Here is a 25,460-nt window from a genome sequence, read left to right as displayed (position 1 = left end):
TCGGTCTCACCGGTGCATCGGGGGTGTTTCGGGTCACATCCCGGGCGCCGGCGAGTGACGCGCGCCACAGCGCGCAATCCGTGGGCCGAGGGCGGGAGTTCAGCTCAGGCGCTCGATGACCATGGCCATGCCCTGACCGCCGCCGACGCACATCGTCTCCAGGCCGAACTGCTTGTCGTGCCACTGGAGGGAGTTGATGAGCGTGGTGGTGATCCGGGCGCCGGTCATGCCGAAGGGGTGACCGACGGCGATGGCGCCGCCGTTGACGTTCAGCTTGTCCAGGTCGATGCCCAGGTCGCGGTAGGAGGGGATCACCTGGGCGGCGAACGCCTCGTTGATCTCCACCAGGTCGATGTCGTCGATGGTCATGCCGGCCAGCTTCAACGCCCGACGCGACGCCTCGACCGGCCCCAGCCCCATGATCTCGGGCGACAGGCCGGAGACGCCGGTGGAGACGATCCGGGCCAGCGGGGTGATGCCCAGTTCGCGCGCCTTGGTGTCGGACATGACGACCAGCGCGGCGGCGCCGTCGTTGAGCGGGCAGCAGTTGCCGGCGGTCACCAGGCCGTCGGGACGGAAGACGGGCTTGAGGCCCTGCACGCCCTCCATCGTCACGCCCGCGCGGGGGCCGTCGTCCCGGGAGACCACGGTGCCGTCGGGCAGGGTGACCGGGGTGATCTCGCGCTCCCAGAAGCCCTCGGCGATGGCCTTCTCGGCGAGGTTCTGCGACCGTACGCCGAACTCGTCCATCTCCTGGCGGGTGACGCCCTTGAGCCGGGCCAGGTTCTCGGCGGTCTGGCCCATGGCGATGTACACGTCGGGCAGTTCGCCGTCCTCGCGCGGGTCGTGCCATCCCTCGCCGCCGGACTCGGCGCGGGCGGCGGTGCGGGCCTCGGCGTCGGCGAAGATCGGGTTGTGGGTGTCGGGCAGACCGTCGGAGGTGCCCTTGACCGAACGGGAGACCGTCTCGACGCCGGCCGAGACGAACACGTCGCCCTCGCCCGCCTTGATGGCGTGCATCGCCATGCGCGTGGTCTGCAGCGAGGAGGAGCAGTAGCGGGTGACGGTGCAGCCCGGCAGGTGGTCCATCCCCAGCTGCACGGCGACGACCCGGCCGAGGTTGTGGCCCTGCTCGCCGCCGGGCAGGCCACAGCCCAGCATCAGGTCGTCGATCTCGGTCGGGTCCAGCTGGGGGACCTTGTCGAGCGCGGCCTTGACGATCCCGGCGGTCAGGTCGTCCGGGCGGACCTCCTTGAGCGAGCCCTTGAAGGCGCGTCCGATCGGCGAACGGGCTGCGGATACGATCACGGCTTCGGGCATCACGGCTCCCGGGAACGAGGGGTGAGGGCTGTGGTCGCTTGGAAACTACCGTTCCGTAGGGCGGCGGTCACGTCCCGCCACGTGTGATTCCGACCTCTTTTCTAAGCGCTTGCTCAGCCTCGCTGTCGGGTCCGCCGGCCACGGGCGTCCCCCCTTCGGCCGGGGGCGCCGTACGGGCCGCGTCCGCTTCCGCCGCCGACAGCCGTCGCCGGCGGCGCCGCCTCAGCAGCGCCCAGGGGCCGCGCGCCGCCGTGACCTCCGTACCGCCCTCCCCGGCGGCCACCGCGGCCGCCCGGGCGACCGGGAGGAAGCCCTCGCGCAGGCCCGCGTCGGGGCGCTCGTCCTCCGGCCACAGGCCCAGCGCGGCGCAGAGCGCGGGAAGGAAGGCCATGGCGGCGGTCGCGTACCCCTCCGCCGAGGGGTGGTAGCTGTCCGGGCCGAACAGCTCCCTGGGGTTCGCCTCGAACTCCGGGCCCAGCAGGTCGCCCAGCGAGACGGTGCGACCGCCCGACTCCACCACCGCGATCGTCTGCGCCGCCGCGAGTTGGCGGCTCGCCCGGCGGACCAGCCACCGCAACGGCCGGGCGACCGGCTCGACCGTCCCCAGGTCCGGACAGGTGCCCACCACGACCTCGCACCCGGCCGCCCGCAGCCGCGCCACCGCACCCGACAACAGCCGCACCGAGACGGCGGGCGGCACACGAGCGGTGACGTCGTTCGCACCGATCATGATCACGCACACGTCCGGCACGTCCCCGTCGTCACCGCCGGTACCGACGCCGCCCGCCACGGCACCACCGCACTCGCCGACGAGCCGCGTCACCTGGCGGTCCAGGTCGTCCGAGCGCGCTCCCGACACCGCCACGTTGCGCAGCAGCACCGGCCGCTCCGCCACCGCCGCCAGCCCCGAGGCCAACAGTGCCCCCGGGGTCTGCCGCGCCCGGTGGACGCCCTGCCCGGCGGCGGTGGAGTCGCCCAGCAGCGCCAGCCGCAGCGGCACGGCCCGCGCGCCGGGGCCGTCGGAGGCGAACGCCGCGCCGTACAGCCCGTCGGCCGACGGCGGCGCCCCGTCGGACCCGCCCACCCGCCGTCTGGCCAACCGTGCCTGTGCCACCAGCAGCCCGAGTGCGGCGCCGCCGAGCAATCCCACGCCCCCGCCCCCGTACGCCGCCGCCGTCACGATCCTGCGCGCCACCCTCGCCCTGGACATGGTTGTGGACACCGGGCCCTCCGATCCGCCGCGCCCGCGGTCCCGCGGCACCCCGTACGCGACTCCCCACGCGCTCCACACGCGTCACCGAAACGTCACTACCGGTGTGTTGCCCGCCGGCGGCCGTCGTGCAACGCGCGTCACCGGGACTCCGACGCCCCCTAGGCTGGCGGTACGGGCAGGCGACGGCGACTGCCCCCGATCGCGGAGAACCAGGTGCAGTATCACGAGTCGATGATCGAGCTTGTCGGCAACACCCCGCTGGTCAAGCTGAACAGTGTGGCGGCCGGCATCCAGGCCACCGTCCTGGCGAAAGTCGAGTACTTCAACCCCGGCGGTTCGGTGAAGGACCGCATCGCGCTGCGGATGATCGAGGCCGCCGAGCGCTCCGGTGAACTGAAACCGGGCGGCGTCATCGTCGAACCCACCTCCGGCAACACCGGAGTCGGGCTGGCGATCGTCGCCCAGCAGAAGGGGTACCGCTGCGTCTTCGTCTGCCCGGACAAGGTGTCCACGGACAAGATCAACACCCTGCGGGCCTACGGGGCGGAGGTGGTGGTCTGCCCCACGGCCGTCGACCCCGAGCACCCCGACTCGTACTACAACGTCTCCGACCGGCTGGTGCGCGAGACGCCCGGCGCGTGGAAGCCCGACCAGTACAGCAACCCGAACAACCCGCGCTCCCACTACGAGACCACCGGCCCCGAGCTGTGGGAGCAGACGGAGGGGAGGATCACCCACTTCGTGGCGGGCGTCGGCACCGGCGGCACCATCAGCGGCACCGGCCGGTACCTCAAGGAGGTCTCCGGCGGGAAGGTCCGCGTCATCGGCGCCGACCCGGAGGGCTCGGTGTACTCGGGCGGTTCGGGGCGGCCGTACCTGGTCGAGGGCGTGGGCGAGGACTTCTGGCCGGACGCCTACGACCGCGGTGTGGCCGACGAGATCGTCGCCGTCTCCGACAAGGACTCCTTCCGGATGACGCGGCGGCTGGCCCGTGAGGAGGGCCTGTTGGTCGGTGGCTCCTGCGGCATGGCCGTCGTCGCGGCGCTGCGCGTGGCCGAGCGCCTGGGCCCGGACGACACGGTCGTGGTGCTGCTGCCGGACGGCGGGCGCGGCTACCTGTCGAAGATCTTCAATGACGAGTGGATGGCCGACTACGGCTTCCTGGAGGAGGGCGAGCCCACCCTCTCCCGCGTCGGCGACGTCCTGAGCCACAAGGAGGGCGGGCTGCCGTCGCTGGTGCACATGCACCCGGACGAGACGGTCGGCGAGGCCATCGAGGTGCTGCGCGAGTACGGCGTCTCGCAGATGCCCGTCGTCAAGCCCGGCGCCGGACACCCGGACGTGATGGCGGCGGAGGTCGTCGGCTCGATCGTCGAACGCGAACTGCTGGACGCCCTGTTCACCCAGCGGGCCGGGCTGGACGACCCGCTGGAGAAGCACATGAGCGCGCCGCTGCCGCAGGTCGGCTCCGGCGAGCCGGTCGCCGACCTGATGGCGGTGCTGGAGGGTGCCGACGCGGCGATCGTGCTGGTCGAGGGGAAGCCGACCGGCGTGGTCAGCCGCCAGGACCTGTTGGCGTTCCTGGCCCGCGGGGCCGGCGCGGGGACGACGGAGCCGAGGCGGGGGTAGGGGCCCAAGGCCCGGGGGCGCAGGTGGTACGCGGCCGTCACGGTCCCGCAAAGAGGGGTTAACACCCGTCGGGCACCGTGGTGTCCAACGGCGCGGGGAACTCCGGAGCGGCTCCCGGACACCTTCGAGCGCCCTGGTCGTGGACCGGTCCCCGAACCGGCCGCACGGCCTCGCGGGGACCGCCGTCGTCCCGCCCTCGGTGCTCACGCCGGGGTGCGGCGGTCCCCGCGCGATCCCCCCGCCTCCGCGCGGTCGGCGGGTCCGTCAGTCGTCCCAGCCCTCCGCCGCCGCGTCGCGTCCCTCGCGGCGGGAGCGGGACCACGGCAGGCTCCTCGTGGCGTGGACGGCGTTGACGCCGAAGATCCCGGCCCAGCAGACCAGCAGGCCGGGCAGGCCCGCGTTGTCCCCGGCGATCGCGGAGAGCGGGATGGCCAACACCAACGAGATCGCGGCGAGGGCGAAGACGGCTCCCGGTCCCTCCCAGGCGACCGGTTCCCGGGGCGAGCGGGCACCGTGGGCGAGCACCACCTGCTGTTCGGCCACCGCGCGTCGCACCCGGCGCTCTATCACCGACTCCAGTCGCCGGTCGACCTTCTCCAGGAAGGAGTCGACCAGCTCCGACTCGTACTCCGGCCCGAGCTCCCCGCGTGTCCGCAAGGTGGCGTCGAGCTCTTTCCGCAATTCGGGGTCGGGGTGACGGGCATCCATGGCACCGACGCTACGCGGGCGCGGCCACGGCGGCACTGGGGGTAGCCCCCGCTTCCCCCGGGGGCCCGCAGGGGCCCGTCCGGTCCCGTGACCGGACGGGCCGCGCCGGTTCCGAGGGCCGATACTGAATAGAGTCATGCGGAGCGGGGGAGCGCTGAAGAGGAGCGGAGGAGGGGCGGACGGAATGCGGGTGCACGAGCGCGAGGGGACACGATGAGCGGCGCGAGCGCCCGGCTGCTGAAGCTGTTCGAGGGGCACCGGTTGACTCCCACCCAGCGGCGGATCGCCCACTGCATGGTGCGGCGAGCCGACGACGCCCCGTTCCTGTCCAGCGTGGAGCTGGCGGAGCTGGCCGGGGTGAGTCAGCCGTCGGTGACCCGTTTCGCCGTGGCGCTCGGCTTCGACGGCTACCCGGCGCTGCGCAGGCACCTGCGCGAGTGGCAGCCCGCCGTCGCGGCGGACGGGGCCGGCGAGGGGAGGGACGGCGGCGCGGACGGCCGCAACGCCTACCAGCAGGCCGTGCACGCCGAGATCGAGAACCTGCGGCAGCTCGCCGCGCAGCTCGCCGATCCGGCTCCCATCGCCGAGGCCGGACGGCTGCTGGCCGCCTCCCGCCCCCTGCCCGTCCTGGGGCTGCGGGCCGCCGCCGCGCAGGCCCGCGGCTTCGCCTACTTCGCCGCCAAGGTCCACCCCGACGTGCGGTTGCTGGACGAGGGCGGCTCGATGCTGGCCGACCGCGTCGACGCGGCGGCGCGGGCCGGGGCGAGCGCCCTGCTGTGCTTCGCCCTGCCGCGCCACCCGCGTGAGACGGCCGACGCGTTGGAGCACGCCCGCGGGGCCGGGCTGCGGATCGTCACCGTCGCCGACAGCGCCTTCGCGCCCGTGGTCCGCCCCGGCGACCTGCTGTTGCCCGCCGCCGTCGGGACCGCCCTGTCCTTCGACACCGCCTGCGCGCCGATGCTGCTGGGGCGGGTGCTGCTGGAGGCGATGTGCGACGAGCTGCCGGACGCACAGGCCCGACTGGAGGAGTTCGACGCCCGGGCGGCCGAGCGGGGGCTGTTCGTCGAGTGAGGCGCCGCGGCGGGCGGGTCCGGCCGACAGCGTCGGGGGGTACGCCCTCTTGGCCGGGTGGCCCGCGCGGATCCTCAGGAGAATCTCATCGTTCCTCATTACGCTTCGGTTCGACGGACCGTGGCCGGTCGCCCTGACCCGGCCGGCCGGCGGGTGAACGGAGTAGGACACGAGGAGGACTGCTGTGGCGCGCGGGGCGTATGCGCTGGCGAGAGTGGCGGTGTACGTGCGGACGGCGGGCACCGCGCTGTGGTGGACCGGAGTGGTGGCCGCGGGAGTCGGTCTGGCCTTCCCCGGGCTGACCGGACGGCGGATCGGGGTGCTGGGCGGGGCCGCGCTCTTCCTCGTCGCGGCCGTCGTCGCCTTCCTGGCGCGTCGCGGCCGCTGTGTGGGGATGATCGGCGCCGCCTCCACGGCGGGCAAGTGGGTGGTGCTGCACGACCGCGCGGTGACCGTCCGCACCTGGCTGCGGAGCCGCCGGTGGTGGCTGGTGGCCGCCTTCGCCGCGGCGGTGGGCTCGTCCTGGGCCGTGCCGGCGGCGGGCGGCATGCTGCTGGCGGGGGCCGGCGCGGGACTGTGGGCCAAGGCGGTGTGGCTGGGCCGCTGGGAGCGCCGCAACGAGAAGCTGCTGTGGGTCCGCCCGGAGTGGGCGGCCGGACGCAGTCCGGCGCGCAAGGACGTGCGCGGCTGGATGACCACCGGGCCGCTGGCCGGAGACGCCGCGCCGGGAGGCGCGCGCCGTCGTCCCGCCGTCGCCGGCCGGGAGCGTCGTCCCCGGGCCAGGGTCACCGCGGCGGCGAGGTGAGCGCGTCCCGCTGATCCCCGCCGGGTCCACCGGGCCCACTGGGCGGTCGGAGGTGCCGTCCGGACCCACGGCGGCCGTGCCGCCGGCGGTGCGGCCGCCGTTCCGCGTCCGGCCCCCGCTTCGCCCCCGCTCCCGGCCCGCGTCCGAGGCCGGGGGCGGGCCGGGAGCGGGGGCGGCGTTCCCGACGCTCCGGTCCCGCGCCCCGTTGACTAGTTCTATTCACGCAATAGAGTGTCTGTAGTTACCGATTCAATCGGAGGGCAGGGACCATGACACAGGCGTCAGGACCACGACCCGTGAGGGCCCCGCGCGGCACCGGGAAGACCGCCCGGGGCTGGCAGCAGGAGGCCGCCCTGCGGATGCTGATGAACAACCTCGACCCTGAGGTGGCCGAGCACCCCGAGAAGCTCGTCGTCTACGGCGGCACCGGGAAGGCCGCCCGTGACTGGCCCTCCTTCGACGCCATGGTCCGCACCCTCACCACCCTGGGCCCGGACGAGACGATGCTCGTCCAGTCGGGGCGCCCGGTCGGGGTGATGACCACCCACGAGTGGGCGCCGCGCGTGCTGATCGCCAACTCCAACCTGGTGGGCGACTGGGCCACCTGGGAGGAGTTCCGCCGCCTGGAGGCCCTCGGCCTCACCATGTACGGCCAGATGACGGCCGGCTCCTGGATCTACATCGGCACCCAGGGCATCCTCCAGGGCACCTACGAGACCTTCGCCGCCGTCGCCGCCAAGCGGTTCGGCGGCTCCCTGGCCGGGACGATCACCCTCACCGCCGGGCTCGGCGGCATGGGCGGCGCCCAGCCGCTGGCGGTCACCATGAACGACGGCGTCGCCATCTGCGTCGACTGCGACCCGCGCGCCATCGAGCGCCGCATCGAACACCGCTACCTCGACGTGCGCGCCGACTCCCTCGACCACGCCCTGTCGCTGGCCGGCGAGGCCCGCGACGCCCGGCGCCCGCTGTCGATCGGTGTGCTGGGCAACGCCGCCGACGTGGTGCCGCGCCTGCTGGCCATGGGCGCGCCCATCGACATCGTCACCGACCAGACCTCCGCCCACGACCCGCTGAGCTACCTGCCGCTGGGCGTCGACTTCGCCGACATGGCCTCCTACGCGGCCGAGAAGCCCGCCGACTTCACCGTGCGGGCGCGGGAGGCCATGGCCCGCCACGTGGAGGCCATGGTCGGTTTCCGGGACGCGGGCGCCGAGGTCTTCGACTACGGCAACTCCCTCCGCGGCGAGGCGCGCCTGGCGGGCTACGAGCGGGCCTTCGAGTTCCCCGGCTTCGTGCCCGCCTACATCCGGCCGCTGTTCTGCGAGGGCAAGGGCCCCTTCCGGTGGGCCGCGCTCTCGGGCGACCCGAAGGACATCGCCGCCACCGACCGCGCCGTCCTCGACCTCTTCCCCGAGAACGAGTCCCTGGCCCGCTGGATCCACCTGGCCGGGGAGCGCGTGCGCTTCCAGGGGCTGCCCGCCCGCATCTGCTGGCTCGGCCACGGCGAGCGGGACAGGGCGGGGGAGCGCTTCAACGACATGGTCGCCTCCGGGGAGATCTCCGCGCCGATCGTCATCGGCCGCGACCACCTGGACTGCGGCTCGGTGGCCTCCCCGTACCGCGAGACCGAGGCCATGCTCGACGGCTCCGACGCCATCGCCGACTGGCCGCTGCTCAACGCCATGGTCAACGTGGCCTCCGGCGCCTCCTGGGTCTCCGTCCACCACGGCGGCGGTGTCGGCATGGGCCGCTCGATCCACGCCGGGCAGGTCACCGTCGCCGACGGCACGCCGACGGCCGGTGAGAAGATCCGCCGGGTGCTCACCAACGACCCGGGCACGGGCGTCATCCGCCACGTCGACGCCGGGTACGAGCGGGCCGAGGAGGTCGCCGCCGAACGCGGTATCCGCGTCCCGATGCGGGAGGGCGACGACGGGAACGGCGGGAACGGTGGGAACGCCGCATGACCACCGGACCGACCCCGGCCCCCACGCCCGGCTCCGCCTCCACCGCCTTCCGGGAGTGGAAGCAGGGCGCCTCCTTCCACGCGATGTGGCGCGAACTGCTGCCCGTCGGACGGGCACCCGGCGGTGGCTACCGGCGTCACGCCTGGACCGACGCCGACGCCGAGTGCCGCGCCTGGTTCCGGGAACAGGCCGCCGCGCGCGGGCTGACCCACGAGGTGGACCGCAACGGCAACCAGTGGGCCTGGCTCGGCTCCCCGGAGGACGGCGACGCCGTGGTGACCGGCTCCCACCTGGACTCCGTGCCCGACGGCGGCGCCTTCGACGGCCCCCTCGGCGTGGTCTCGGCCTTCGCCGCCCTCGACGAACTGCGCGCGCGGGGCGCACGCCCCGCCCGGCCGCTGGCGGTGGTCAACTTCGGCGACGAGGAGGGCGCCCGCTTCGGCCCGGCCTGCGTCGGCTCCCGGCTGACCACCGGCCGGCTCACCCCCGAGGCGGCCCGCGAACTCCGCGACGCCGACGGCGTCACGCTGCCGCGGGCCATGGAGCGCGCCGGGTACGACCCCGAGGCGATCGGCGCCGACCCCGAACGGCTCGCCCGCGTCGGGGCCTTCGTCGAACTCCACATCGAGCAGGGCCGCCGTCTCGTCGACGCTCCCGACGACCGGCCGGTGGGCGTCGCCTCCGCGATCTGGCCGCACGGCCGCTGGCGGTTCGACTTCCACGGCGAGGCCAACCACGCCGGGACCACCCGTCTGGAAGACCGCCGCGACCCGATGCTCACCTACGCCAACACCGTGCTGGCCGCCCGGAAGAAGGCCCGGCTGGCCGGGGCGCTGGCCACCTTCGGCAAGGTCGCCGTGGAACCGAACGGCGTCAACGCCATCGCCTCCCTCGTCCGCGGCTGGCTCGACTCCCGCGCCGCCGACGAGGCCACCCTCGCCGCCGTCGTCGCCGAGATCGAACGCGCGGCCGTCGAGCGCGGAGCGCGCGACGGGGTGCGGGTGGAGGTCGTCCGGGAATCCTTCACCCCCGTCGTGGAGTTCGCCCACGGGCTGCGCGACCGCATCGCCGCCCGGCTCGGCGGCGCGCCACTGCTGCCCACCGGGGCGGGGCACGACGCGGGTGTCCTCTCCGCCGAGGTGCCCACCGCCATGCTCTACGTGCGCAACCCCACCGGCGTCTCCCACTCGCCGGCCGAGATCGCCGAGGAGGACGACTGCGCCGCCGGGGTGCGGGCGCTGGCCGACACCCTGGAGGACCTGGCGTGCCCGTGACCCCGGACGGACCGGCCCCGGCCGGGACCGTGTCCGATGCCCCGCCCACGGCCGCGCCCGAGGCCGTCTACTGGGCCGAGCACGCCTGGACCGGCGGAGCCGTCGAGGCGGGCACGGTCATCGAGACGGCCGGCGGCCGTATCACCGCCGTGCGCACCGGGGTGGAGACCCCGCCGCCGGGCGCCGAGCCGCTGCGCGGCCTGACCGTCCCCGGACTGGCCAACGCCCACTCCCACGCCTTCCACCGCGCCCTGCGCGGTACCGTGCAGACCGGCTCGGGCACGTTCTGGACCTGGCGCGAGGTGATGTACTCCGTCGCCGACCGCCTCACCCCCGACGGCTACTTCGCCCTCGCCCGGGCCGTGTACGCCGAGATGGCCCTGGCCGGCATCACCTGCGTCGGTGAGTTCCACTACCTGCACCACGGCCCCGGCGGCACCCCCTACGGCGACCCCAACGCCATGGGGCACGCCCTGATCGCGGCGGCGGCCGAGGCCGGTGTCCGCATCACCCTCCTCGACACCTGCTACCTGGCCTCCGGGCTCCTGACCGCCCACCGGGGCGCGGAACTCGACCGCCACCAGCTCCGCTTCGGCGACGGCACCGCCGACGCCTGGGCCGAGCGCGTCTCCGCGCTGCGCCCGCAGGGCGACCACGCCCGGGTGGGCGCGGCGATCCACTCCGTGCGCGCCGTGCCCGCCGTCGAGGCCGGCACCGTCGCCCGCTGGGCCCAGGAGCGGAACGCACCCCTCCATGTCCATCTCTCCGAACAGCCCGCCGAGAACGACGCCTGCCTGGCCGTCCACGGCCGCACCCCCACCCGGCTCCTGGCCGACCACGACGTCCTCGGCCCCCGGACGACCGCCGTCCACGCCACCCACCCGACCGCCGCCGACATCGCCCTCCTGGGCGGCACCGGCACCGGGGTGTGCGTGTGCCCCACCACCGAACGCGACCTGGCCGACGGCATCGGCCCGGCGGCCGACCTGATGCGCGCCGGCTCCCCGCTGTGCCTGGGCAGCGACAGCCACGCCGTCATCGACCTGTTGGAGGAGGCCCGCGCGATGGAACTGGACGAACGGCTGCGCACCCGCACCCGCGGCCACTGGACCGCCGCCCAACTGCTGGGCTCGGCCGGCGAGAGGGGCCACGCGGCCCTGGGCTGGCCGGAGGCGGGACGCCTGGAACCCGGTCGGCTCGCCGACTTCGCCACCATCGCCCTGGACTCGGTGCGCACCGCGGGCCCCCCGCCCCGGCTGGCCGTCGAGACGGCGGTGTTCGCGGCGACGGCGGCCGACGTACGCCACACGATCGTCGGCGGTCGCCATGTGGTGCGCGACGGAGCACACCGAAGCGTGCCGGACGTCCCCGCGGCCCTGGCGGACGCCATCCGACAAGGAGCCCGCTGATGAGCACCCACCCCACCCGCGACACCGCCGCCGCCCCCGACGGCGCCGGCAGCACCCTCATCGCCAACATCTCCTCCCTCGTCACCAACGACCACGAGACCGTGGCGGCCGCCGAGCACGGCCCCCTCGGAGTCGTCCGGAACGCGGCCGTCGTCGTCGAGGGCGACCGCGTCGCCTGGGTCGGCACGGAAAGCGAAGCACCGGCCACCGACAGTCGCGTGGACGCGGGCGGCCGGGCGATGCTGCCCGGCTTCGTCGACTCCCACTCCCACCTGCTCTTCGGCGGCGACCGCACCGAGGAGTTCGCCGCCCGCATGTCCGGCCGCCCTTACACCGCCGGCGGCATCCGCACCACCGTCGAGGCCACCCGCGCGGCCGACGACGCCGAACTCGCCGCGAACCTCGCCCGCCACGTCCGCGAGGCGCTGCGCCAGGGCACCACCACCCTGGAGACCAAGTCCGGCTACGGCCTGACCGTCGAGGACGAGGTCCGCGCCCTGCGCATCGCCGCCGACCAGGTGGACGAGACCACCTACCTCGGCGCCCACGTCGTGCCCCCCGAGTACGCCTCGGACCCGGACGGCTACGTCGATCTGGTCACCGGTCCGATGCTGGACGCCTGCGCCCGCCACGCCCGCTGGGTGGACGTCTTCTGCGAGCGCGGCGCCTTCGACGGCGACCAGGCCCGCGCCGTCCTCGCCGCCGGGGTCGCCCGCGGTCTGGTGCCCCGCGTCCACGCGGGGCAGCTCGGTCCCGGGCCCGGCGTCCGGCTCGCGGTCGAGTTCGACGCGGCCTCCGCCGACCACTGCACCCACCTGTCCGACGAGGACGTCGACGCCCTCGCCGGCAGCCGCACGGTCGCCACGCTGCTGCCCGGTTGCGAGTTCTCCACCCGCTCGCCCTACCCCGACGCCCGCCGCCTGCTGGACGCCAAGGTCACCGTCGCGCTCTCCACCGACTGCAACCCCGGATCGTCCTACACCAGCTCGATGCCCTTCTGTGTCGCCGTCGCCGTCCGGGAGATGGGCATGACGCCCGACGAGGCGGTGTGGGCCGCCACGGCGGGCGGCGCCGCGGCGCTGCGCCGCATCGACATCGGCCGTGTCACCCCCGGCGCCCGCGCCGACCTGGTGCTGTTGGACGCGCCCTCGCACGTCCACCTCGCCTACCGGCCCGGAGTGCCGCTGGTGGCGGCGGTGTGGCAGCGCGGCGAGCGCGTGCTCTGAGGGTTCCGCGGGCCTCGGCCGTCGGCCCGGAGACGGCCGTCGCCGCCCCGGCGGGTACCGGGGCGGCGACGGAGGTCCTCCTCCGCCCCGGGGCCGACCGTCGGAGACGGCGGGCACCGGGGCAGGAGTCGAAGGGCCGGGCGGGGGAACGCGGAAGGGCGCGGAGGAACGCGAGGGAACGCGGAAGGGTGTGACGGAGTGGGACGGAGCGGCGCGGGGAGCCTCGTCCGGGGCCCGGGGAGGTCACTCCTCGACCAGCAGCCCCTTGCGCAGCTTGCCCAACGTCCGCGAGAGCAGGCGGGAGACGTGCATCTGCGAGATGCCCAGCTCCTCGCCGATCTCCGACTGGGTCATGTTCGCCACGAAGCGCAGGGAGAGGATCCTGCGGTCCCGCGGCGAGAGTTCGGCGATGAGCGGCTTGAGGGACTCCATGTACTCGATGCCCTCCAGCCCGTGGTCCTCGTAGCCGATGCGGTCGGCGAGGGCGCCTTCGGTCTCGTCCTCCTCGGGCTGGGCGTCCAGGGAGCTGGCGGTGTAGGCGTTGCTCGCCGCCATGCCCTCGACGACCTCCTCCCGGGTGAGGCCCAGACGCTCGGCGAGTTCGCCGGCGGTGGGGGAGCGGTCGAGCTGCTGGGCGAGCTCGTCCCCGGCCTTGGCCAGGGCCAGCCGGAGCTCCTGGAGGCGGCGGGGGACGCGCACGGACCAGGAGGTGTCGCGGAAGAAGCGCTTGATCTCACCGACGATCGTCGGCATCGCGAAGGTGGGGAACTCGACCCCGCGGCCGAGTTCGAAGCGGTCGATGGCCTTGATCAGGCCGATGGTGCCGACCTGGACGATGTCCTCCATCGGTTCGCTGCGGGAACGGAACCGGGCGGCGGCGAACTTCACCAGTGCGAGATTCAGCTCGACCAGGGTGTTGCGGACGTACGCGTGCTCGTGGGTGCCCTCCTGGAGCGTCTCCAGGCGCTCGAAGAGGGTCTTCGACAGGGCCCGCGCGTCCAGCGGCCCCACCTCGCCGTACGGCGGGATCTCGGGGAGGTGGAGTTCCTCGGTGAGGTCGTGGACCTCGTCCGGGCCCACCTCGGGGAGCACGATGTGCTCGGGCGGGACGACCGACGACGCGGTGGACGTTTCGTCGAGCCGGGGTGACATGGGGTCCTCCATCGTTCTCGGCATATGGCTGCCGAAGCCGTTCCTGTGCTACGGGGTGCGGCGCCTCCAAGCCGACGTGATTTAGTGGTTTCTCCTACGCCTACCCGGTCATGTGGGGCCCTGGCAAGTGCTGGTTGTCCGAATATGACCCAATGTGCTGGTTGTGTGGCTACCGGTTGGGGCTGTAAGGGCGTAGGGTTCGAACGTCCATCTCCGGACGGCAGTGATCGGTTACCGGGAAAGTTGAAGGGGTGTACATGGACCGCGGGGTGCCCGGCAGCACCAGCCACCGGGGTCGGCTGACGGTCGACGTACAGCGCCACGGCGCGAGCCTGGTGGTGACGCCGGACGGCGAACTCGACCACCACACCGCCGATCTGCTGCGCGAGCCGCTGGAGCGTGCGCTGGAGGACGGCTGCAAGCTCCTGGTCGTGGACTGCTCGAAGCTGGAGTTCTGCGATTCCACGGGGCTGAACGTCCTCCTGGGGGCCAGGCTGAAGGCGGAGGCCGCCGGCGGCGGGATCCACCTGGCCGGGATGCGCCCGGTCGTCGCGCGTGTGTTCGAGATCACCGGTGCCGACGGAGTGTTCGTCCTCCACGGGACCTTGGCCGACGCCCTGAAGGAAACGGCGCAGTCCTAGCCGACCCCCACCGTGCCTCCGGGCCGTGACCAGAGTGTTACGTCCAGAGCCCGGTTCGGGGGAAATCCATGTGTGTCCCCCCGCCCCCGCAGGGCAGGAGACTCCTGGAAATCCATCGGAAACAGTTGTCCGCAGACCGAGCGAAACCGACGACATTGGTCAACCGGTGAGGTGAAGCACTGATGAGCACCACCCGGCCGCAACCGGCGGGCGATCGCGGCCCGGAGCCGGAGGGCACCGCCGCGACCGCAGCCGCACCGGTCGGTCAGGTGCGCGAGATGCGCCAGGTTCGACGGCTGCGGCTCATGGGGGCGAACGGTGCCGTGCCCCGTGCCCGTGACTTCACCCGCCAGGCGCTTCACGACTGGGGCTGGCTCCCGGCTTCCGGTCCCGAACAGCGTGCCGCCGCCGAGGACGCCCTGCTCGTGGTCTCCGAGCTGGTGACGAACGCCTGCCTGCACGCCGACGGCCCCGAAGAGGTGCGCATAGGTCTCGGTCCCAAACTGCTGAGGATCGAAGTGGCCGACCAGGGCGCCGGCCTCCCCTCGCCCCGCACTCCGCACCGTCCCGGGCGGCCGGGCGGCCACGGCATGTTCATCGTCCAGCGGCTCTGTCTGGACTGGGGGGTCGTACGCCACCCCCACGGAGCCGTGGGCAAGACGGTCTGGGCCGAGCTGGCCGGGCCGGACGAGGACTGAGAGCCGGAGCCGACGCCCCGCCCCGCCCCGCCGAGGCCGGTCGTCCGACCGGACCGCCGAGCGCGACGCACGCGGGTACGGGCGGACACCACAGCGACACACAGCGGACGTACGATCCTCATCGCCGGGTCCCCAGGGACTCGGCGTCGTCATGTGCGGCCCCGCCCCTCCGCGGGCGGTGGAGGGGCGGGGTGGAAGACGCCCGGGAGAAGGGCGACGAACAGGGGCCGGGCCCCGGTCCTGCCGACGAGGACCGGGGCCCGGCCCCACGGGTTTCTCCCCCCGCGCCGCGCGGGGTGGGCGCTCCCGGAGGAGCGCCCACCCCGTGTCACGGCACCGGTCGCCGGAGGAACCGGCTCGGGGGCGGGTTGTTACTTCACCCCGCCCATCAGGGCGCGGATCCGCTTCGAGGCCGTCATGAAGGCCAGGCCCGCGACCACGGCGACGACGCCCCACATGGTGTAGTACGCCGCGTCGCCCATCGGCTCGTTCAACTGGGTCGCCCAGCCGTTGAGGGCGTTGCCGGTCGCCGTGGCGAGGAACCACAGGCCCATGATCTGGCCGACGAACTGCTTCGGGGCCAGCTTGGTCGACAGCGACAGGCCCACCGGGGACAGGCACAGCTCGCCGAGCGTCTGGAGCAGGTACACGCCCAGCAGCCAGAAGACGGTGACCTTGCCGGTCTCGCTGTTCGCCGCGGCGGCGCCCGCCAGGCCCATCAGGCCGAAGGAGCCACCGATCAGCAGCATGGCCAGGGCGAACTTCACCGGGGCGCTGGGCTCGCTGTTGCGCTTGGCCAGCCACACCCACAGGCTCGCGAAGAGCGGCGCCAGGATGATGATCATGACGGGGTTGACCGACTGGAACCACGAGGCGGGGAACTCCCAGCCGCCGATCATGCGGTCGGTGTCGTTGTCCGCGAAGATCGTCAGCAGCGAGCCGGACTGGTCGTAGATCATCCAGAACAGCACGGCGGTGACGAAGAACCACACGAAGGCCTGGACGCGCGGCCGGTCCTCGGCGGTGAGCTGCGGGTTCCGGTACATCGAGGCGAAGTACAGGATGGGGACGACGACGCCGAGGACGGCCAGGAAGTTGACGATGTGCTCGATGTCGTAGGTGCCCAGGGCGATGTCCAGCAGCAGCGCGGCGACGGCCACGCCCACCCAGAGGCCGGTCTTCCGCAGCACCGAGCGCTTCTCCTCCGGCGAGGCCGGGGTGCCCGGTCGGCGGCCGACGTCACCGAGGTAGCGGCCGCCCAGCACGTACTGGACCACGGCCAGCGTCATGCCGATGCCGGCGACGGCGAAGCCCAGATGCCAGTCGACGTTCTCGCCCAGGTAGCCGACCACCAACGGCGCGAACATGGCACCGATGTTGATCGACATGTAGAAGATCGTGAAGCCGGCGTCGCGGCGGGCGCTGGACTGGCCCTCGTAGAGGCCGCCGACCATCGCCGAGATGTTCGGCTTGAGCAGGCCGGTGCCGAGGGCGATCAGGCCGAGCCCGATGAAGAACGCCACGTCGGACGGGATCGCCAGGGTGTAGTGGCCGGCCGCGATGACGATGCCGCCCACCAGGACGGCCTTGCGGGCCCCCCAGAGGCGGTCGGCCACCCAGCCGCCGGGCATGGCGGCCATGTAGACGACGGCGTTGTAGACGCCGTAGATCGCCGCTGCCAGGGCCTCGCGGCCGGCGAGCGGTCCCTCGAGCACACCCGCGATCAGGTAGAGGACGAGGATGGCGCGCATTCCGTACCAGGAGAAGCGCTCCCACATCTCCGTCATGAAGAGGGTGGCCAGACCGCGGGGGTGGCCGAAGAAGGTCTTGCCGGGGGTGCCGGCGGAGTCCTTCGTCAGGCTGGACGCCATGGTGGTGGTTCCTTGCTCGATCGGGACGCGCACGATGTGGTGCGCACGCGCCCGGGCGGGTGGTCGCCGGCTCCGGCGGCGCGCTCCCCGCGCGCGCCCGGACGGCAGGCCGGCATTCCTGCAGCGTTGTCCGCGTCCGGTCCTGACCGGCCGGACGCCCGATCCCGGGGAGCCCCTGCGGTGGTCCTCCGCGAAAGGACCCGGGCGCTCTCGCGCGCCACGGGTCACCGCTCCGGACAACGTCCCGGTCAGGGTACGTCACCGCGTACCGCCCGGATGACGGACACCCACCACCGAGAGGCGCATTTCACACCCGGCGCGGGGAACCGCCACCGGGTTTCCGCAAGTCGGTCACAGACCGCCGGGGGCGTCTCCACGAGGTCTACCATCAGGCCATGACCCGAGTACTGCTCGCCGAGGACGACGCCTCCATCTCCGAGCCGCTGGCCCGCGCCCTGCGTCGCGAAGGGTACGAGGTCGAGGTGCGCGAGGACGGTCCCAGCGCGCTCGACGCCGGACAGCACGGGGACATCGACCTGGTCGTACTCGACCTCGGCCTGCCCGGGATGGACGGGCTGGAGGTCTGCCGCCGGCTGCGCACCGAGGGGTACACCTTCCCCGTCCTGGTGCTGACCGCCCGGGCCGACGAGGTGGACACCGTCGTCGGCCTGGACGCGGGCGCCGACGACTACGTCACCAAGCCGTTCCGCCTGGCCGAGCTGCTGGCCCGGGTCCGGGCCCTGCTGCGGCGGGGCGCGGTCGAGCCGGTCCAGCCCGTCGCCACCCACGGCGTGCGCATCGACGTCGAGTCGCACCGGGCGTGGATGGGGGACGAGGAGCTCCAGCTCACCGCGAAGGAGTTCGACCTGCTGCGGGTGCTGGTACGGGACGCGGGCCGCGTCGTCACCCGTGACCAGCTCATGCGCGAGGTCTGGGACACCACCTGGTGGTCCTCCACCAAGACCCTCGACATGCACATCTCGTGGTTGCGCAAGAAGCTCGGCGACGACGCCGCCAACCCCCGCTACATCGCCACGGTGCGGGGCGTCGGATTCCGCTTCGAGAAGGACTGACCGACCGGCCCGTGGGGCGCCCGGAGCGGCACGGCACCACCGGGCGGCGCCGAGAACCGACGAGCATCACCGAGGGGTTCCCAGGCCCCGGAAGGGCTGACCGGCCATGCGCAGACGTCTGATCAACTCCACGTTGGCCGTGGTCCTCGTCGTGATCGCCGTCTTCGGGGTGTCGCTGGTCATCATCGAGAGCCGCACCATCGAGGGCAGCGCCGAGGAGAGCGTCCGCTCCGACGCCGCGCGGCTGGTCTCGGTCGTCGAGAGCCGGATCGTGGCCCGGGAGAGCGTCACGGCCGAGTCCATGCGCTCCCACGTCCCCGAGGACCGCCACGTCCGCATCGAACTGCCCGGACAGGCGCCGATCGAGCTGGGCGAGCGGCCCGACGACGCCATCGAGGGACGTGCCTCCTCCGGGCCGAACGGCGTGACCGTCACCGTCCGGCAGGACCGCGCCACCGTCCGGGAGGAAGTGGGCCGGACCCTGCTGATCATCCTGGCGGTGGCGTTGCTGGCGGTGATAGCGGCCGTCCTGCTGGCCGTGGGCCAGGCCCGTCGCGTCGCCGCCCCCCTCACCGACCTGGCCGAGACCGCCGAGCGGCTCGGCTCCGGCGACCCGCGTCCCCGCCACCGCCGCTACGGGGTGCCCGAGCTGGACCGGGTGGCGGACGTCCTGGACGCCAGTGCCGAACGGATCGCGCGGATGCTCACCGCCGAACGTCGGCTGGCCGCCGACGCGTCCCACCAACTGCGCACCCCCCTGACCGCGCTGTCGATGCGGCTGGAGGAGATCGTCACGGCCGCGGACTCCATCGGCGCCGCCGACACCTCGCCCACCGCCGACAGGACGGCCACCGCCGGCATCCGGGAGGAGGCGATGATCGGGCTCGCCCAGGTGGAGCGGCTGACCGACGTGGTACAGCGGCTGTTGACCAACTCGCGCGACCCCCGTTCGGGCTCGGCCGTCGGCTTCGACCTGGACGAGGTGGTCAAGCAGCAGGTCGAGGAGTGGCGTCCGGCGTACCGCAAGGCGGGCCGGGCCATCGTCCGCTCCGGCCGCGAGGGACTGCGCGCGGTGGGCACCCCCGGCGCGGTGGCGCAGGTGCTGGCCACCCTTGTGGAGAACGCCCTGATGCACGGTGCCGGTGCCGTCGCCCTGCGCACCCGCATCGCCGGCAACCAGGTGGTGGTCGAGGTGACGGACGAGGGGCCGGGCGTGGACTCGGCGCTGGGCTCACGGGTCTTCGAGCGCACCGTCAGCGGCCGCAACTCCACGGGGCTGGGCCTGGCGGTCGCCCGCGACCTGGCGGAGGCGGACGGCGGGCGACTGGAGCTACTTCAACAGCACCCGCCGGTCTTCGCGCTCTTCCTCAGCCGAGAGGTGGCCGAGGAGCCGTCCGGCGACTGAGGGGCCGCGCCGGTCGCGCCGGCCGTGCCGCCGACCGTGCCCGTCCCGCTCGCCCCGCCGGATCCGGAAGACCCAGGTGCGGTAGGCCCAGAAGCGGAAGACCGTGGCGACGCCCAGGCCGACCACGTTCTTGGCGATGTTGTCGGCCAGGGGCGAGGTGAGGCCCAGGCCGTAGTGCGAGAGCGCCAGCGCGCCGTTCTCGATCACCAGGCCGATGCCGCTGAACAGCAGGAACAGCCCGGCCTCCCGGTGTATCCGGCTCTTGTCGGTGTGCCGGTAGGTCCAGTAGCGGTTGCCCAGGTAGTTCGTCGCGACGGCGACCGCCGTGGCTGTCACCCCCGACCGCACCGGGGCCAGCCCCAGACCGTGGATGCAGAGGTTGAAGACCGCGACGTTCACCAGGAAGCCGAAGGCCCCCACCGTGCCGAACCTGGCCATCTCGCGCCTCAGCCGCAGCAGTCGGGAGCGTGGTGCGTACCGTTCGCCCATAGTGGTCCACTCGCCCCGTTCTCTCGGTCGCCTCGCGGGCCCGGACAGGGCACCGTCGCGTCCCCGTTCCGGTCATGCTAACCACGCCCCTACGCCGTACGGGGTACCCGCGGAGCGGCGGATAGGCTACGACCGTGACATTTCCTGTGATCGGCATGGTCGGCGGCGGTCAGCTCGCGCGGATGACCCACGAGGCGGGCATCCCCCTCGGAATCGGGTTCAAACTGCTCAGCGGGGCGCCTCGGGACTCCGCGGCACAGGTCGTGCGCGACGTCGTCGTCGGCGACCACCGCGATCTGGACACGCTGCGTGACTTCGCCCGCGGCTGCGACGTGATCACCTTCGACCACGAGCACGTCCCCACCGAGCACCTGCGGGCACTCCAGGCGGAGGGCGTCGTGGTGCGGCCCGGCCCCGACGCGCTGGTGCACGCCCAGGACAAGGGCGTGATGCGGGCGAGGCTCACCGAGATCGGTGTGCCCTGCCCCCGACACCGCGTCGTGACCGACCCGGCCGACGCGGCCCGGTTCGCGGCGGAGATCGGCGGCCGGCCGATCGTCCTCAAGACCGTCCGCGGCGGCTACGACGGCAAGGGCGTGTGGGTGGTGCGCTCCGAGGAGGAGGCGGCCGACCCGTTCCGGGCGGGGGTGCCGGTGCTGGCCGAGGAGAAGGTCGACTTCGTCCGCGAGCTGGCCGCCAACGTGGTCCGTTCCCCGCACGGCCAGGCCGTGGCGTACCCGGTGGTGGAGTCCGTCCAGGTGAACGGCGTCTGTGACACCGTGATCGCCCCGGCGCCCGACCTGTCGCCCGAGCTGTCCGCCCACGCCCAGGAGATGGCGCTGACGATCGCCAAGGAGCTGGACGTCGTCGGGCACCTGGCGGTCGAGCTGTTCGAGACCGGCGACGGCCGGGTCCTGGTCAACGAGCTGGCCATGCGGCCCCACAACAGCGGCCACTGGACCCAGGACGGCGCCGTCACCTCCCAGTTCGCCAACCACCTGCGGGCCGTCCTCGACCTCCCGCTCGGCGACCCGCGTCCGCGCGCCCCGTGGACGGTGATGGTCAACGTGCTCGGCGGCGACTTCCCCGACATGTACCAGGGCTACCCGCACTGCATGGCCCGCGACCCGCGGCTGAAGATCCACATGTACGGCAAGGACGTGAAGCCCGGCCGCAAGGTGGGCCACGTCACCACCTACGGCGACGATCTGGCGGACGTCCGCGAGCGCGCCGCCCACGCCGCCGCCTACCTGCGAGGGACCATCACAGAATGAGCAACGCCCCCCGTTCCGACTCCGCCCCCGCCACGAGCTCCCGCCCCGCCGTGGGCGTCGTGATGGGCTCCGACTCCGACTGGCCCGTCATGGAGGCCGCGGCCGAGGCCCTGGACGAGTTCGAGGTCCCCTACGAGGTCGACGTGGTCTCCGCGCACCGGATGCCGCACGAGATGATCGCCTACGGCGACCGCGCCGCCGGACGCGGCCTGAAGGTGGTCATCGCGGGTGCCGGGGGAGCGGCCCACCTGCCGGGCATGCTCGCCTCCGTCACCCCGCTGCCGGTGATCGGCGTCCCGGTGCCGTTGGAGCACCTGGACGGGATGGACTCCCTGCTGTCCATCGCGCAGATGCCCGCCGGGGTGCCCGTCGCCACGGTCTCGGTGGGCGGCGCCCGCAACGCCGGGCTGCTCGCCGTCCGCGTGCTCGCGGCCCACGACGAGGCGCTGCGTGAGCGGATGGAGGAGTTCCAGGCGAAGTTGAGGGAGCAGGCGGAGGAGAAGGGCCGACGGCTGCGGGCGAAGGTCGCCGCGGGCGGCGCGGGGTTCGGCTTCGGGGGCAAGTGAGATGGCCCACTCCGCGGAGTTGCTGGAGCGGGCCCGGGAGCTGCTGGCCGTCCACCCCGTGGTCGACGGCCACAACGACCTGCCGTGGGCCCTGCGCGAGCAGGTCGCCTACGACCTCGACCGCCGGGACATCGCCGGCGACCAGTCGGCCCACCTGCACACCGACATCCCGCGGCTGCGCGCCGGCGGGGTGGGGGCGCAGTTCTGGTCCGTCTACGTGCGCACCGACCTGAGCGGCGACGCCGCCGTCAGCGCCTGCCTGGAGCAGATCGACGTGGTGCGGCGGCTGGCCGACCGCCACCCGGACGACCTGCGGCTCGCCTTCACCGCCGACGACGTGGAGGCCGCGCGGAGCGAGGGCCGCATCGCCTCGCTGATGGGCGCCGAGGGCGGCCACTCCATCAACAACTCCCTCGCCACGCTGCGCGCCCTGTACCGCCTGGGCGTGCGCTACATGACGCTCACCCACAACGACACCATCGACTGGGCGGACTCGGCCACCGACGCCCCGCGCCACGACGGGTTGACCCGCTTCGGCGAGGAGGTCGTGCGGGAGATGAACCGGCTGGGGATGCTGGTGGACCTCTCCCATGTGGCGCCCGCCACCATGCGCGACGCGCTGCGGGTCTCCACGGCGCCCGTGGTCTTCTCACACTCCTCCGCCCGTGCCGTGTGCGACCACCCGCGCAACGTCCCCGACGACGTGCTGGAGGCTCTCTCGGCCAACGGCGGTGTGGCGATGGCCACTTTCGTGCCCAAGTTCGTCCTGCCCGCCGCCGTCGCCTGGACGGCGGCCGCCGACGAGAACATGCGCGCCCACGGCCTCCACCCGCTGGACGGCACCGAGCGGGGGCGCGCGGTCCAACGGGCCTTCGAGGAGGCCAACCCGCGCCCCGAGGCCACGGCGGCGACGGTCGCCGACCACCTGGACCACATGCGCGAGGTCGCCGGCATCGACCATGTCGGCATCGGCGGCGACTTCGACGGAACGGCCTTCACGCCGTCCGATCTGAGCGATGTGTCCGGTTATCCGAATCTGGTGGCGGAGTTGCTCGACCGTCGCTGGTCCGAGGCCGATCTGGCCAGGCTCACCTGGAAGAACGCGGTGCGGGTGCTCCGTGACGCGGAGGACGTCGCTCGTGACGAGCGGGCCCGTCGCGGTCCGTCCATCGCCACCATCGGGGAGCTCGACGGCTGACTTCGGGGCCGTCTCGTGACGCACCTCACGGGACGGCCTTCCGGGGGCATCGCTCTCCGTGTGGCCGGTAGTCCGTTCGCGTCATCGTCGCTGCTCACGAAGGAGCGTGACACCCCGTCAGGAACGGAGAAAAGCACTCAGGGGAGTGTGTGCGGCACGGTGGGTGACGGAGGCGGGGAACTCAAAGCCGCCGAAACGGGCGTCATGTGACCCATCGGCTTGTTGCGGCGGAAACGATGTGTTTACCGTTCTGGCCGCGCCGTACGAACGTGCGGCGGCCCGCTGTCGAACGCCGAATCCTGTCAACGGCGGCGGGCTGGACCATCCACACCACCGATGGCAGGAGCGGGGGACCCAAGGTAAGTGCCGGACCGTGAACCCACGGACGGCTTGGGGTGAAGCCATGTCGCGGCCCAGCGCCGCGGCCCGCATGGCCGGGCAACTCCAGCCCGAACCCGACAGCTCACCTCGCAGGCGTAGGAGAGGAGCACACCCATGTCCGCACGCGGACGTCACCGTCGAGTACGCAACAGCCGCCTCACCCGCCTGTCCCTGGCCATCTCCGTGGGCGGCGCCGGCGTGGCCCTCCCCTTGATCGCCACCGGCAACGCCAACGCGGCCTCCGTCGACACCTGGGAGAAGGTCGCCCAGTGTGAGAGCACGGGCAACTGGAGCATCAACACCGGCAACGGTTTCTACGGCGGCCTGCAGTTCACGCAGAGCACCTGGGCCGCCTTCGGCGGCACCGAGTACGCGCCGCGCGCCGACCTCGCCACCAAGGACCAGCAGATAGCCATCGCCGAGAAGGTGCTGGCGGGTCAGGGCCCGGGCGCCTGGCCGGTCTGCTCGGTCAAGGCCGGTCTGACCAAGGGCGGTCCGGCCCCGGCCGTCTCCCCCGACGGCGAGAGCAACCCGACCGAGCAGCGGGAGCAGGCCGCGCCGCAGCGCGCGGACCGCGCCGAGAAGGCCGAGCCCAAGGCCGAGAAGAAGGCCGAGCCCAAGGTCGAGAAGACCGAGGAGAAGGCGGAGCCCGAGGCCGCGCCGAAGTCGAGCGAGGGCACCTCCTACGAGGTCGTCGGCGGCGACACCCTCTTCAAGATCGCCACCGCCCAGGGCGTCGACGGCGGCTGGCAGCGGATCTACGAGGACAACCGCCAGGTCATCGGCGGCAACCCCGACCTGATCTACCCGGGCCAGGAGCTGACCCTGGGTGGCGTCTCCACCCAGCAGAAGGCCGCCGCCAAGCCCGAGCCCAAGGCCGCCAAGCCCGAGCCCAAGGCCGAGCCCAAGGTCGAGAAGACCGAGAAGACCGAGAAGACCGAGAAGAAGGCCGAGCCCAAGGCCGAGGCGCCGGCCGAGCGTGCCGACCGCTCCGACCGGAGCGACAACGTCTCCACCGGTGTCTCCACCGGCTACACCGCCCCGGTGAACGCCGCCCCGTCCGGCTCCTACAAGGCCTCGGGCGCCCGCTGGTCCAACGGCCACACCGGTGAGGACTTCCCCGCCGGCTCCGGCACCCCGGTGAAGGCCGTCACCAACGGCACCGTGGTCTCCGCCGGCTGGGGTGGCGCGTACGGCAACCAGGTCGTCATCCGTCACGACGACGGCCGCTACAGCCAGTACGGCCACCTGTCCTCGATCTCGGTCAACGCCGGCCAGCGGGTCGCCGTCGGTCAGCAGATCGGCGCGGTCGGCTCCACCGGCAACAGCACCGGTCCGCACCTGCACTTCGAGGTGCGCACCGCCCCCGGCTACGGCTCCGACATCGACCCGCTGGCCTACCTGCGGGCCAACGGCGTCGCCATCTGAGTCGGACCGGACCACCGGCCACGGCACCACCCGGCCCGGAACACCACGGGCCGGGTGACCCGTGACCCCCTTTCCGGGACAGCGAGAGGCGGGTGGGGGGGCGCGTACGCGCCCCCACCCCACCCGCCTCGTCCCGTTTCCGCGCCCGATCCCGTGGCCGCGGTGGAGCCCCGCCGCGGGTCAGTCGACGCAGAGGCAGAAGGGGTGGCCCGCCGGATCCAGGTAGACCCGGAAGCCGCGCTTGCCGTCGTCGTCGCCCTCGACGAGCTCCGCCCCGAGCCCCAGCACCTCGCGTTCGGCGGCGTCCAGTTCCTCCCGCGGCACGTAGAAGTCGAGGTGGAACTGCTGGGACCGCTCGGCGCTCGGCCACTGCGGCGGCACGTGTCCCTCGGCCTCCTGGAAGGCCAGCCTCCGGCCTGCCAGGGCGCCCGAGTCGAACGTCACCTCCACCCAGCGGCCCTCGCCCTCCACCCGCCCGCCCAGCATCCGGGCGTAGAAGTCGGCGAGCCTTCCGGGGGCCGGACAGTCCAGAACGACGACGGACCGAAGCGTGTTGATGGGCATGGTGTCCTCTCCCTGCGGCAGCGGTTCCCGAGGCTCGTTACCGCTTTACCGGCTCAACAGGTAACGAGTTACCCCATGATGGCGTGATACCGGTA

Annotated in this window: 22 protein-coding genes and 1 riboswitch; of the genes, 15 read left to right on the top strand and 7 right to left on the bottom strand. The window is 73.2% G+C overall.

Annotated features, from left to right (window positions below):
- Nucleotides 1-99 precede the first annotated feature (99 nt).
- Complete coding sequence (locus F0L17_RS09440) at nt 100-1,320, bottom strand: acetyl-CoA C-acetyltransferase (protein ID WP_155070726.1); 1,221 nt, start codon at nt 1,318-1,320, stop codon at nt 100-102.
- A gap of 67 nt (nt 1,321-1,387) precedes the next feature.
- The gene (locus F0L17_RS09435) at nt 1,388-2,530 is read right to left on the bottom strand and encodes an SGNH/GDSL hydrolase family protein (RefSeq protein WP_155070725.1); all 1,143 of its coding nucleotides are present in this window, start codon (nt 2,528-2,530) and stop codon (nt 1,388-1,390) included.
- Nucleotides 2,531-2,746: 216 nt separating this feature from the next.
- Between F0L17_RS09435 and F0L17_RS09430 the strand changes: the two genes are divergently transcribed.
- Nucleotides 2,747-4,162 (top strand): cystathionine beta-synthase, encoded by a 1,416-nt coding sequence (locus F0L17_RS09430; protein WP_162465992.1) that lies wholly within the window; start codon nt 2,747-2,749, stop codon nt 4,160-4,162.
- 264 nt (nt 4,163-4,426) lie between these two features.
- Here the strand turns inward: F0L17_RS09430 and F0L17_RS09425 are convergent, their stop codons facing one another.
- Complete coding sequence (locus F0L17_RS09425) at nt 4,427-4,870, bottom strand: hypothetical protein (protein WP_155070723.1); 444 nt, start codon at nt 4,868-4,870, stop codon at nt 4,427-4,429.
- A 213-nt stretch (nt 4,871-5,083) separates the two neighbouring features.
- Between F0L17_RS09425 and F0L17_RS09420 the strand changes: the two genes are divergently transcribed.
- The 6 genes from F0L17_RS09420 (at nt 5,084) to hutI (ending at nt 12,625) form a co-directional block, all read left to right on the top strand.
- The gene (locus tag F0L17_RS09420; protein ID WP_155070722.1) at nt 5,084-5,941 is read left to right on the top strand and encodes a MurR/RpiR family transcriptional regulator; all 858 of its coding nucleotides are present in this window, start codon (nt 5,084-5,086) and stop codon (nt 5,939-5,941) included.
- Nucleotides 5,942-6,125: 184 nt separating this feature from the next.
- Complete coding sequence (locus F0L17_RS09415; protein ID WP_162465991.1) at nt 6,126-6,746, top strand: hypothetical protein; 621 nt, start codon at nt 6,126-6,128, stop codon at nt 6,744-6,746.
- 269 nt (nt 6,747-7,015) lie between these two features.
- Nucleotides 7,016-8,716: a urocanate hydratase gene (gene hutU, locus F0L17_RS09410; RefSeq protein WP_155070721.1), complete on the top strand. Its 1,701-nt coding sequence runs from the start codon at nt 7,016-7,018 to the stop codon at nt 8,714-8,716.
- An 83-nt stretch (nt 8,717-8,799) separates the two neighbouring features.
- Complete coding sequence (locus F0L17_RS09405; protein WP_155073395.1) at nt 8,800-9,990, top strand: allantoate amidohydrolase; 1,191 nt, start codon at nt 8,800-8,802, stop codon at nt 9,988-9,990.
- A 29-nt stretch (nt 9,991-10,019) separates the two neighbouring features.
- The gene (locus F0L17_RS09400; protein WP_162466780.1) at nt 10,020-11,399 is read left to right on the top strand and encodes a formimidoylglutamate deiminase; all 1,380 of its coding nucleotides are present in this window, start codon (nt 10,020-10,022) and stop codon (nt 11,397-11,399) included.
- Nucleotides 11,399-12,625 carry an imidazolonepropionase gene (gene hutI, locus F0L17_RS09395; RefSeq protein WP_155070720.1) on the top strand — a complete coding sequence of 409 codons (1,227 nt, stop codon included), beginning with the start codon at nt 11,399-11,401 and terminating at the stop codon, nt 12,623-12,625. Before F0L17_RS09400 ends, hutI begins: the two co-directional genes overlap by 1 nt.
- A gap of 243 nt (nt 12,626-12,868) precedes the next feature.
- Here the strand turns inward: hutI and F0L17_RS09390 are convergent, their stop codons facing one another.
- The gene (locus tag F0L17_RS09390; protein ID WP_155070719.1) at nt 12,869-13,789 is read right to left on the bottom strand and encodes an RNA polymerase sigma factor SigF; all 921 of its coding nucleotides are present in this window, start codon (nt 13,787-13,789) and stop codon (nt 12,869-12,871) included.
- Nucleotides 13,790-14,034: 245 nt separating this feature from the next.
- Between F0L17_RS09390 and F0L17_RS09385 the strand changes: the two genes are divergently transcribed.
- Nucleotides 14,035-14,418: an STAS domain-containing protein gene (locus F0L17_RS09385; protein WP_155070718.1), complete on the top strand. Its 384-nt coding sequence runs from the start codon at nt 14,035-14,037 to the stop codon at nt 14,416-14,418.
- 182 nt (nt 14,419-14,600) lie between these two features.
- On the top strand, nt 14,601-15,116 hold the full coding sequence (locus F0L17_RS09380) for an ATP-binding protein (RefSeq protein ID WP_155070717.1): 516 nt from the start codon (nt 14,601-14,603) through the stop codon (nt 15,114-15,116).
- Nucleotides 15,117-15,487: 371 nt separating this feature from the next.
- On the opposite strand, the gene F0L17_RS09375 is transcribed toward F0L17_RS09380, so the two are convergent.
- The gene (locus F0L17_RS09375) at nt 15,488-16,987 is read right to left on the bottom strand and encodes a peptide MFS transporter (protein ID WP_155070716.1); all 1,500 of its coding nucleotides are present in this window, start codon (nt 16,985-16,987) and stop codon (nt 15,488-15,490) included.
- A 395-nt stretch (nt 16,988-17,382) separates the two neighbouring features.
- Between F0L17_RS09375 and F0L17_RS09370 the strand changes: the two genes are divergently transcribed.
- Nucleotides 17,383-18,060, top strand: a complete 678-nt coding sequence (locus F0L17_RS09370; RefSeq protein ID WP_155070715.1) for a response regulator transcription factor — start codon at nt 17,383-17,385, stop codon at nt 18,058-18,060.
- 106 nt (nt 18,061-18,166) lie between these two features.
- The gene (locus F0L17_RS09365; protein ID WP_155070714.1) at nt 18,167-19,465 is read left to right on the top strand and encodes an ATP-binding protein; all 1,299 of its coding nucleotides are present in this window, start codon (nt 18,167-18,169) and stop codon (nt 19,463-19,465) included.
- Here F0L17_RS09365 and F0L17_RS09360 read toward each other — a convergent pair.
- Entirely contained in the window at nt 19,391-19,954 is a 564-nt protein-coding gene (locus tag F0L17_RS09360) for a GtrA family protein (protein ID WP_155070713.1), read from the bottom strand. The genes F0L17_RS09365 and F0L17_RS09360 overlap by 75 nt on opposite strands.
- A gap of 134 nt (nt 19,955-20,088) precedes the next feature.
- On the opposite strand from F0L17_RS09360, the gene F0L17_RS09355 reads away from it, so the two are divergent.
- The 4 genes from F0L17_RS09355 (at nt 20,089) to F0L17_RS09340 (ending at nt 24,801) form a co-directional block, all read left to right on the top strand.
- Nucleotides 20,089-21,228 carry a 5-(carboxyamino)imidazole ribonucleotide synthase gene (locus tag F0L17_RS09355; protein WP_162465990.1) on the top strand — a complete coding sequence of 380 codons (1,140 nt, stop codon included), beginning with the start codon at nt 20,089-20,091 and terminating at the stop codon, nt 21,226-21,228.
- On the top strand, nt 21,225-21,794 hold the full coding sequence (purE, locus tag F0L17_RS09350) for a 5-(carboxyamino)imidazole ribonucleotide mutase (RefSeq protein ID WP_155070712.1): 570 nt from the start codon (nt 21,225-21,227) through the stop codon (nt 21,792-21,794). Before F0L17_RS09355 ends, purE begins: the two co-directional genes overlap by 4 nt.
- Nucleotide 21,795: 1 nt before the next feature.
- Nucleotides 21,796-22,992 (top strand): dipeptidase, encoded by a 1,197-nt coding sequence (locus F0L17_RS09345; RefSeq protein WP_155070711.1) that lies wholly within the window; start codon nt 21,796-21,798, stop codon nt 22,990-22,992.
- 283 nt (nt 22,993-23,275) lie between these two features.
- Nucleotides 23,276-23,484, top strand: a riboswitch (cyclic di-AMP (ydaO/yuaA leader).
- Between the two features lie 3 nt (nt 23,485-23,487).
- Nucleotides 23,488-24,801, top strand: coding sequence for a transglycosylase family protein (locus F0L17_RS09340; RefSeq protein WP_155070710.1), 1,314 nt, complete (start codon nt 23,488-23,490; stop codon nt 24,799-24,801).
- 180 nt (nt 24,802-24,981) lie between these two features.
- Here the strand turns inward: F0L17_RS09340 and F0L17_RS09335 are convergent, their stop codons facing one another.
- A complete protein-coding gene (locus tag F0L17_RS09335) occupies nt 24,982-25,365 on the bottom strand; it encodes a VOC family protein (protein WP_155070709.1) in 384 nt (127 codons plus the stop codon).
- Nucleotides 25,366-25,460: the final 95 nt, after the last annotated feature.

It is taken from the genome of Streptomyces taklimakanensis (assembly GCF_009709575.1).
Classification (GTDB): domain Bacteria; phylum Actinomycetota; class Actinomycetes; order Streptomycetales; family Streptomycetaceae; genus Streptomyces; species Streptomyces taklimakanensis.
Note: the sequence above shows the minus strand (reverse complement) of the source record. Positions and strands in the feature narration are given on the sequence as shown.

Coding starts and splice junctions, on each gene's coding strand:
- F0L17_RS09440 (WP_155070726.1), bottom strand. CDS start 1,320: ATGCCCGAAGCCGTGATCGTATCCGCAGCCCGTTCGCCGATCGGACGC.
- F0L17_RS09435 (WP_155070725.1), bottom strand. CDS start 2,530: ATGTCCAGGGCGAGGGTGGCGCGCAGGATCGTGACGGCGGCGGCGTAC.
- F0L17_RS09425 (WP_155070723.1), bottom strand. CDS start 4,870: ATGGATGCCCGTCACCCCGACCCCGAATTGCGGAAAGAGCTCGACGCC.
- F0L17_RS09420 (WP_155070722.1), top strand. CDS start 5,084: ATGAGCGGCGCGAGCGCCCGGCTGCTGAAGCTGTTCGAGGGGCACCGG.
- hutU (WP_155070721.1), top strand. CDS start 7,016: ATGACACAGGCGTCAGGACCACGACCCGTGAGGGCCCCGCGCGGCACC.
- F0L17_RS09405 (WP_155073395.1), top strand. CDS start 8,800: ATGTGGCGCGAACTGCTGCCCGTCGGACGGGCACCCGGCGGTGGCTAC.
- hutI (WP_155070720.1), top strand. CDS start 11,399: ATGAGCACCCACCCCACCCGCGACACCGCCGCCGCCCCCGACGGCGCC.
- F0L17_RS09390 (WP_155070719.1), bottom strand. CDS start 13,789: ATGGAGGACCCCATGTCACCCCGGCTCGACGAAACGTCCACCGCGTCG.
- F0L17_RS09385 (WP_155070718.1), top strand. CDS start 14,035: ATGGACCGCGGGGTGCCCGGCAGCACCAGCCACCGGGGTCGGCTGACG.
- F0L17_RS09380 (WP_155070717.1), top strand. CDS start 14,601: ATGAGCACCACCCGGCCGCAACCGGCGGGCGATCGCGGCCCGGAGCCG.
- F0L17_RS09375 (WP_155070716.1), bottom strand. CDS start 16,987: ATGGCGTCCAGCCTGACGAAGGACTCCGCCGGCACCCCCGGCAAGACC.
- F0L17_RS09370 (WP_155070715.1), top strand. CDS start 17,383: ATGACCCGAGTACTGCTCGCCGAGGACGACGCCTCCATCTCCGAGCCG.
- F0L17_RS09365 (WP_155070714.1), top strand. CDS start 18,167: ATGCGCAGACGTCTGATCAACTCCACGTTGGCCGTGGTCCTCGTCGTG.
- F0L17_RS09360 (WP_155070713.1), bottom strand. CDS start 19,954: ATGGGCGAACGGTACGCACCACGCTCCCGACTGCTGCGGCTGAGGCGC.
- purE (WP_155070712.1), top strand. CDS start 21,225: ATGAGCAACGCCCCCCGTTCCGACTCCGCCCCCGCCACGAGCTCCCGC.
- F0L17_RS09345 (WP_155070711.1), top strand. CDS start 21,796: ATGGCCCACTCCGCGGAGTTGCTGGAGCGGGCCCGGGAGCTGCTGGCC.
- F0L17_RS09340 (WP_155070710.1), top strand. CDS start 23,488: ATGTCCGCACGCGGACGTCACCGTCGAGTACGCAACAGCCGCCTCACC.
- F0L17_RS09335 (WP_155070709.1), bottom strand. CDS start 25,365: ATGCCCATCAACACGCTTCGGTCCGTCGTCGTTCTGGACTGTCCGGCC.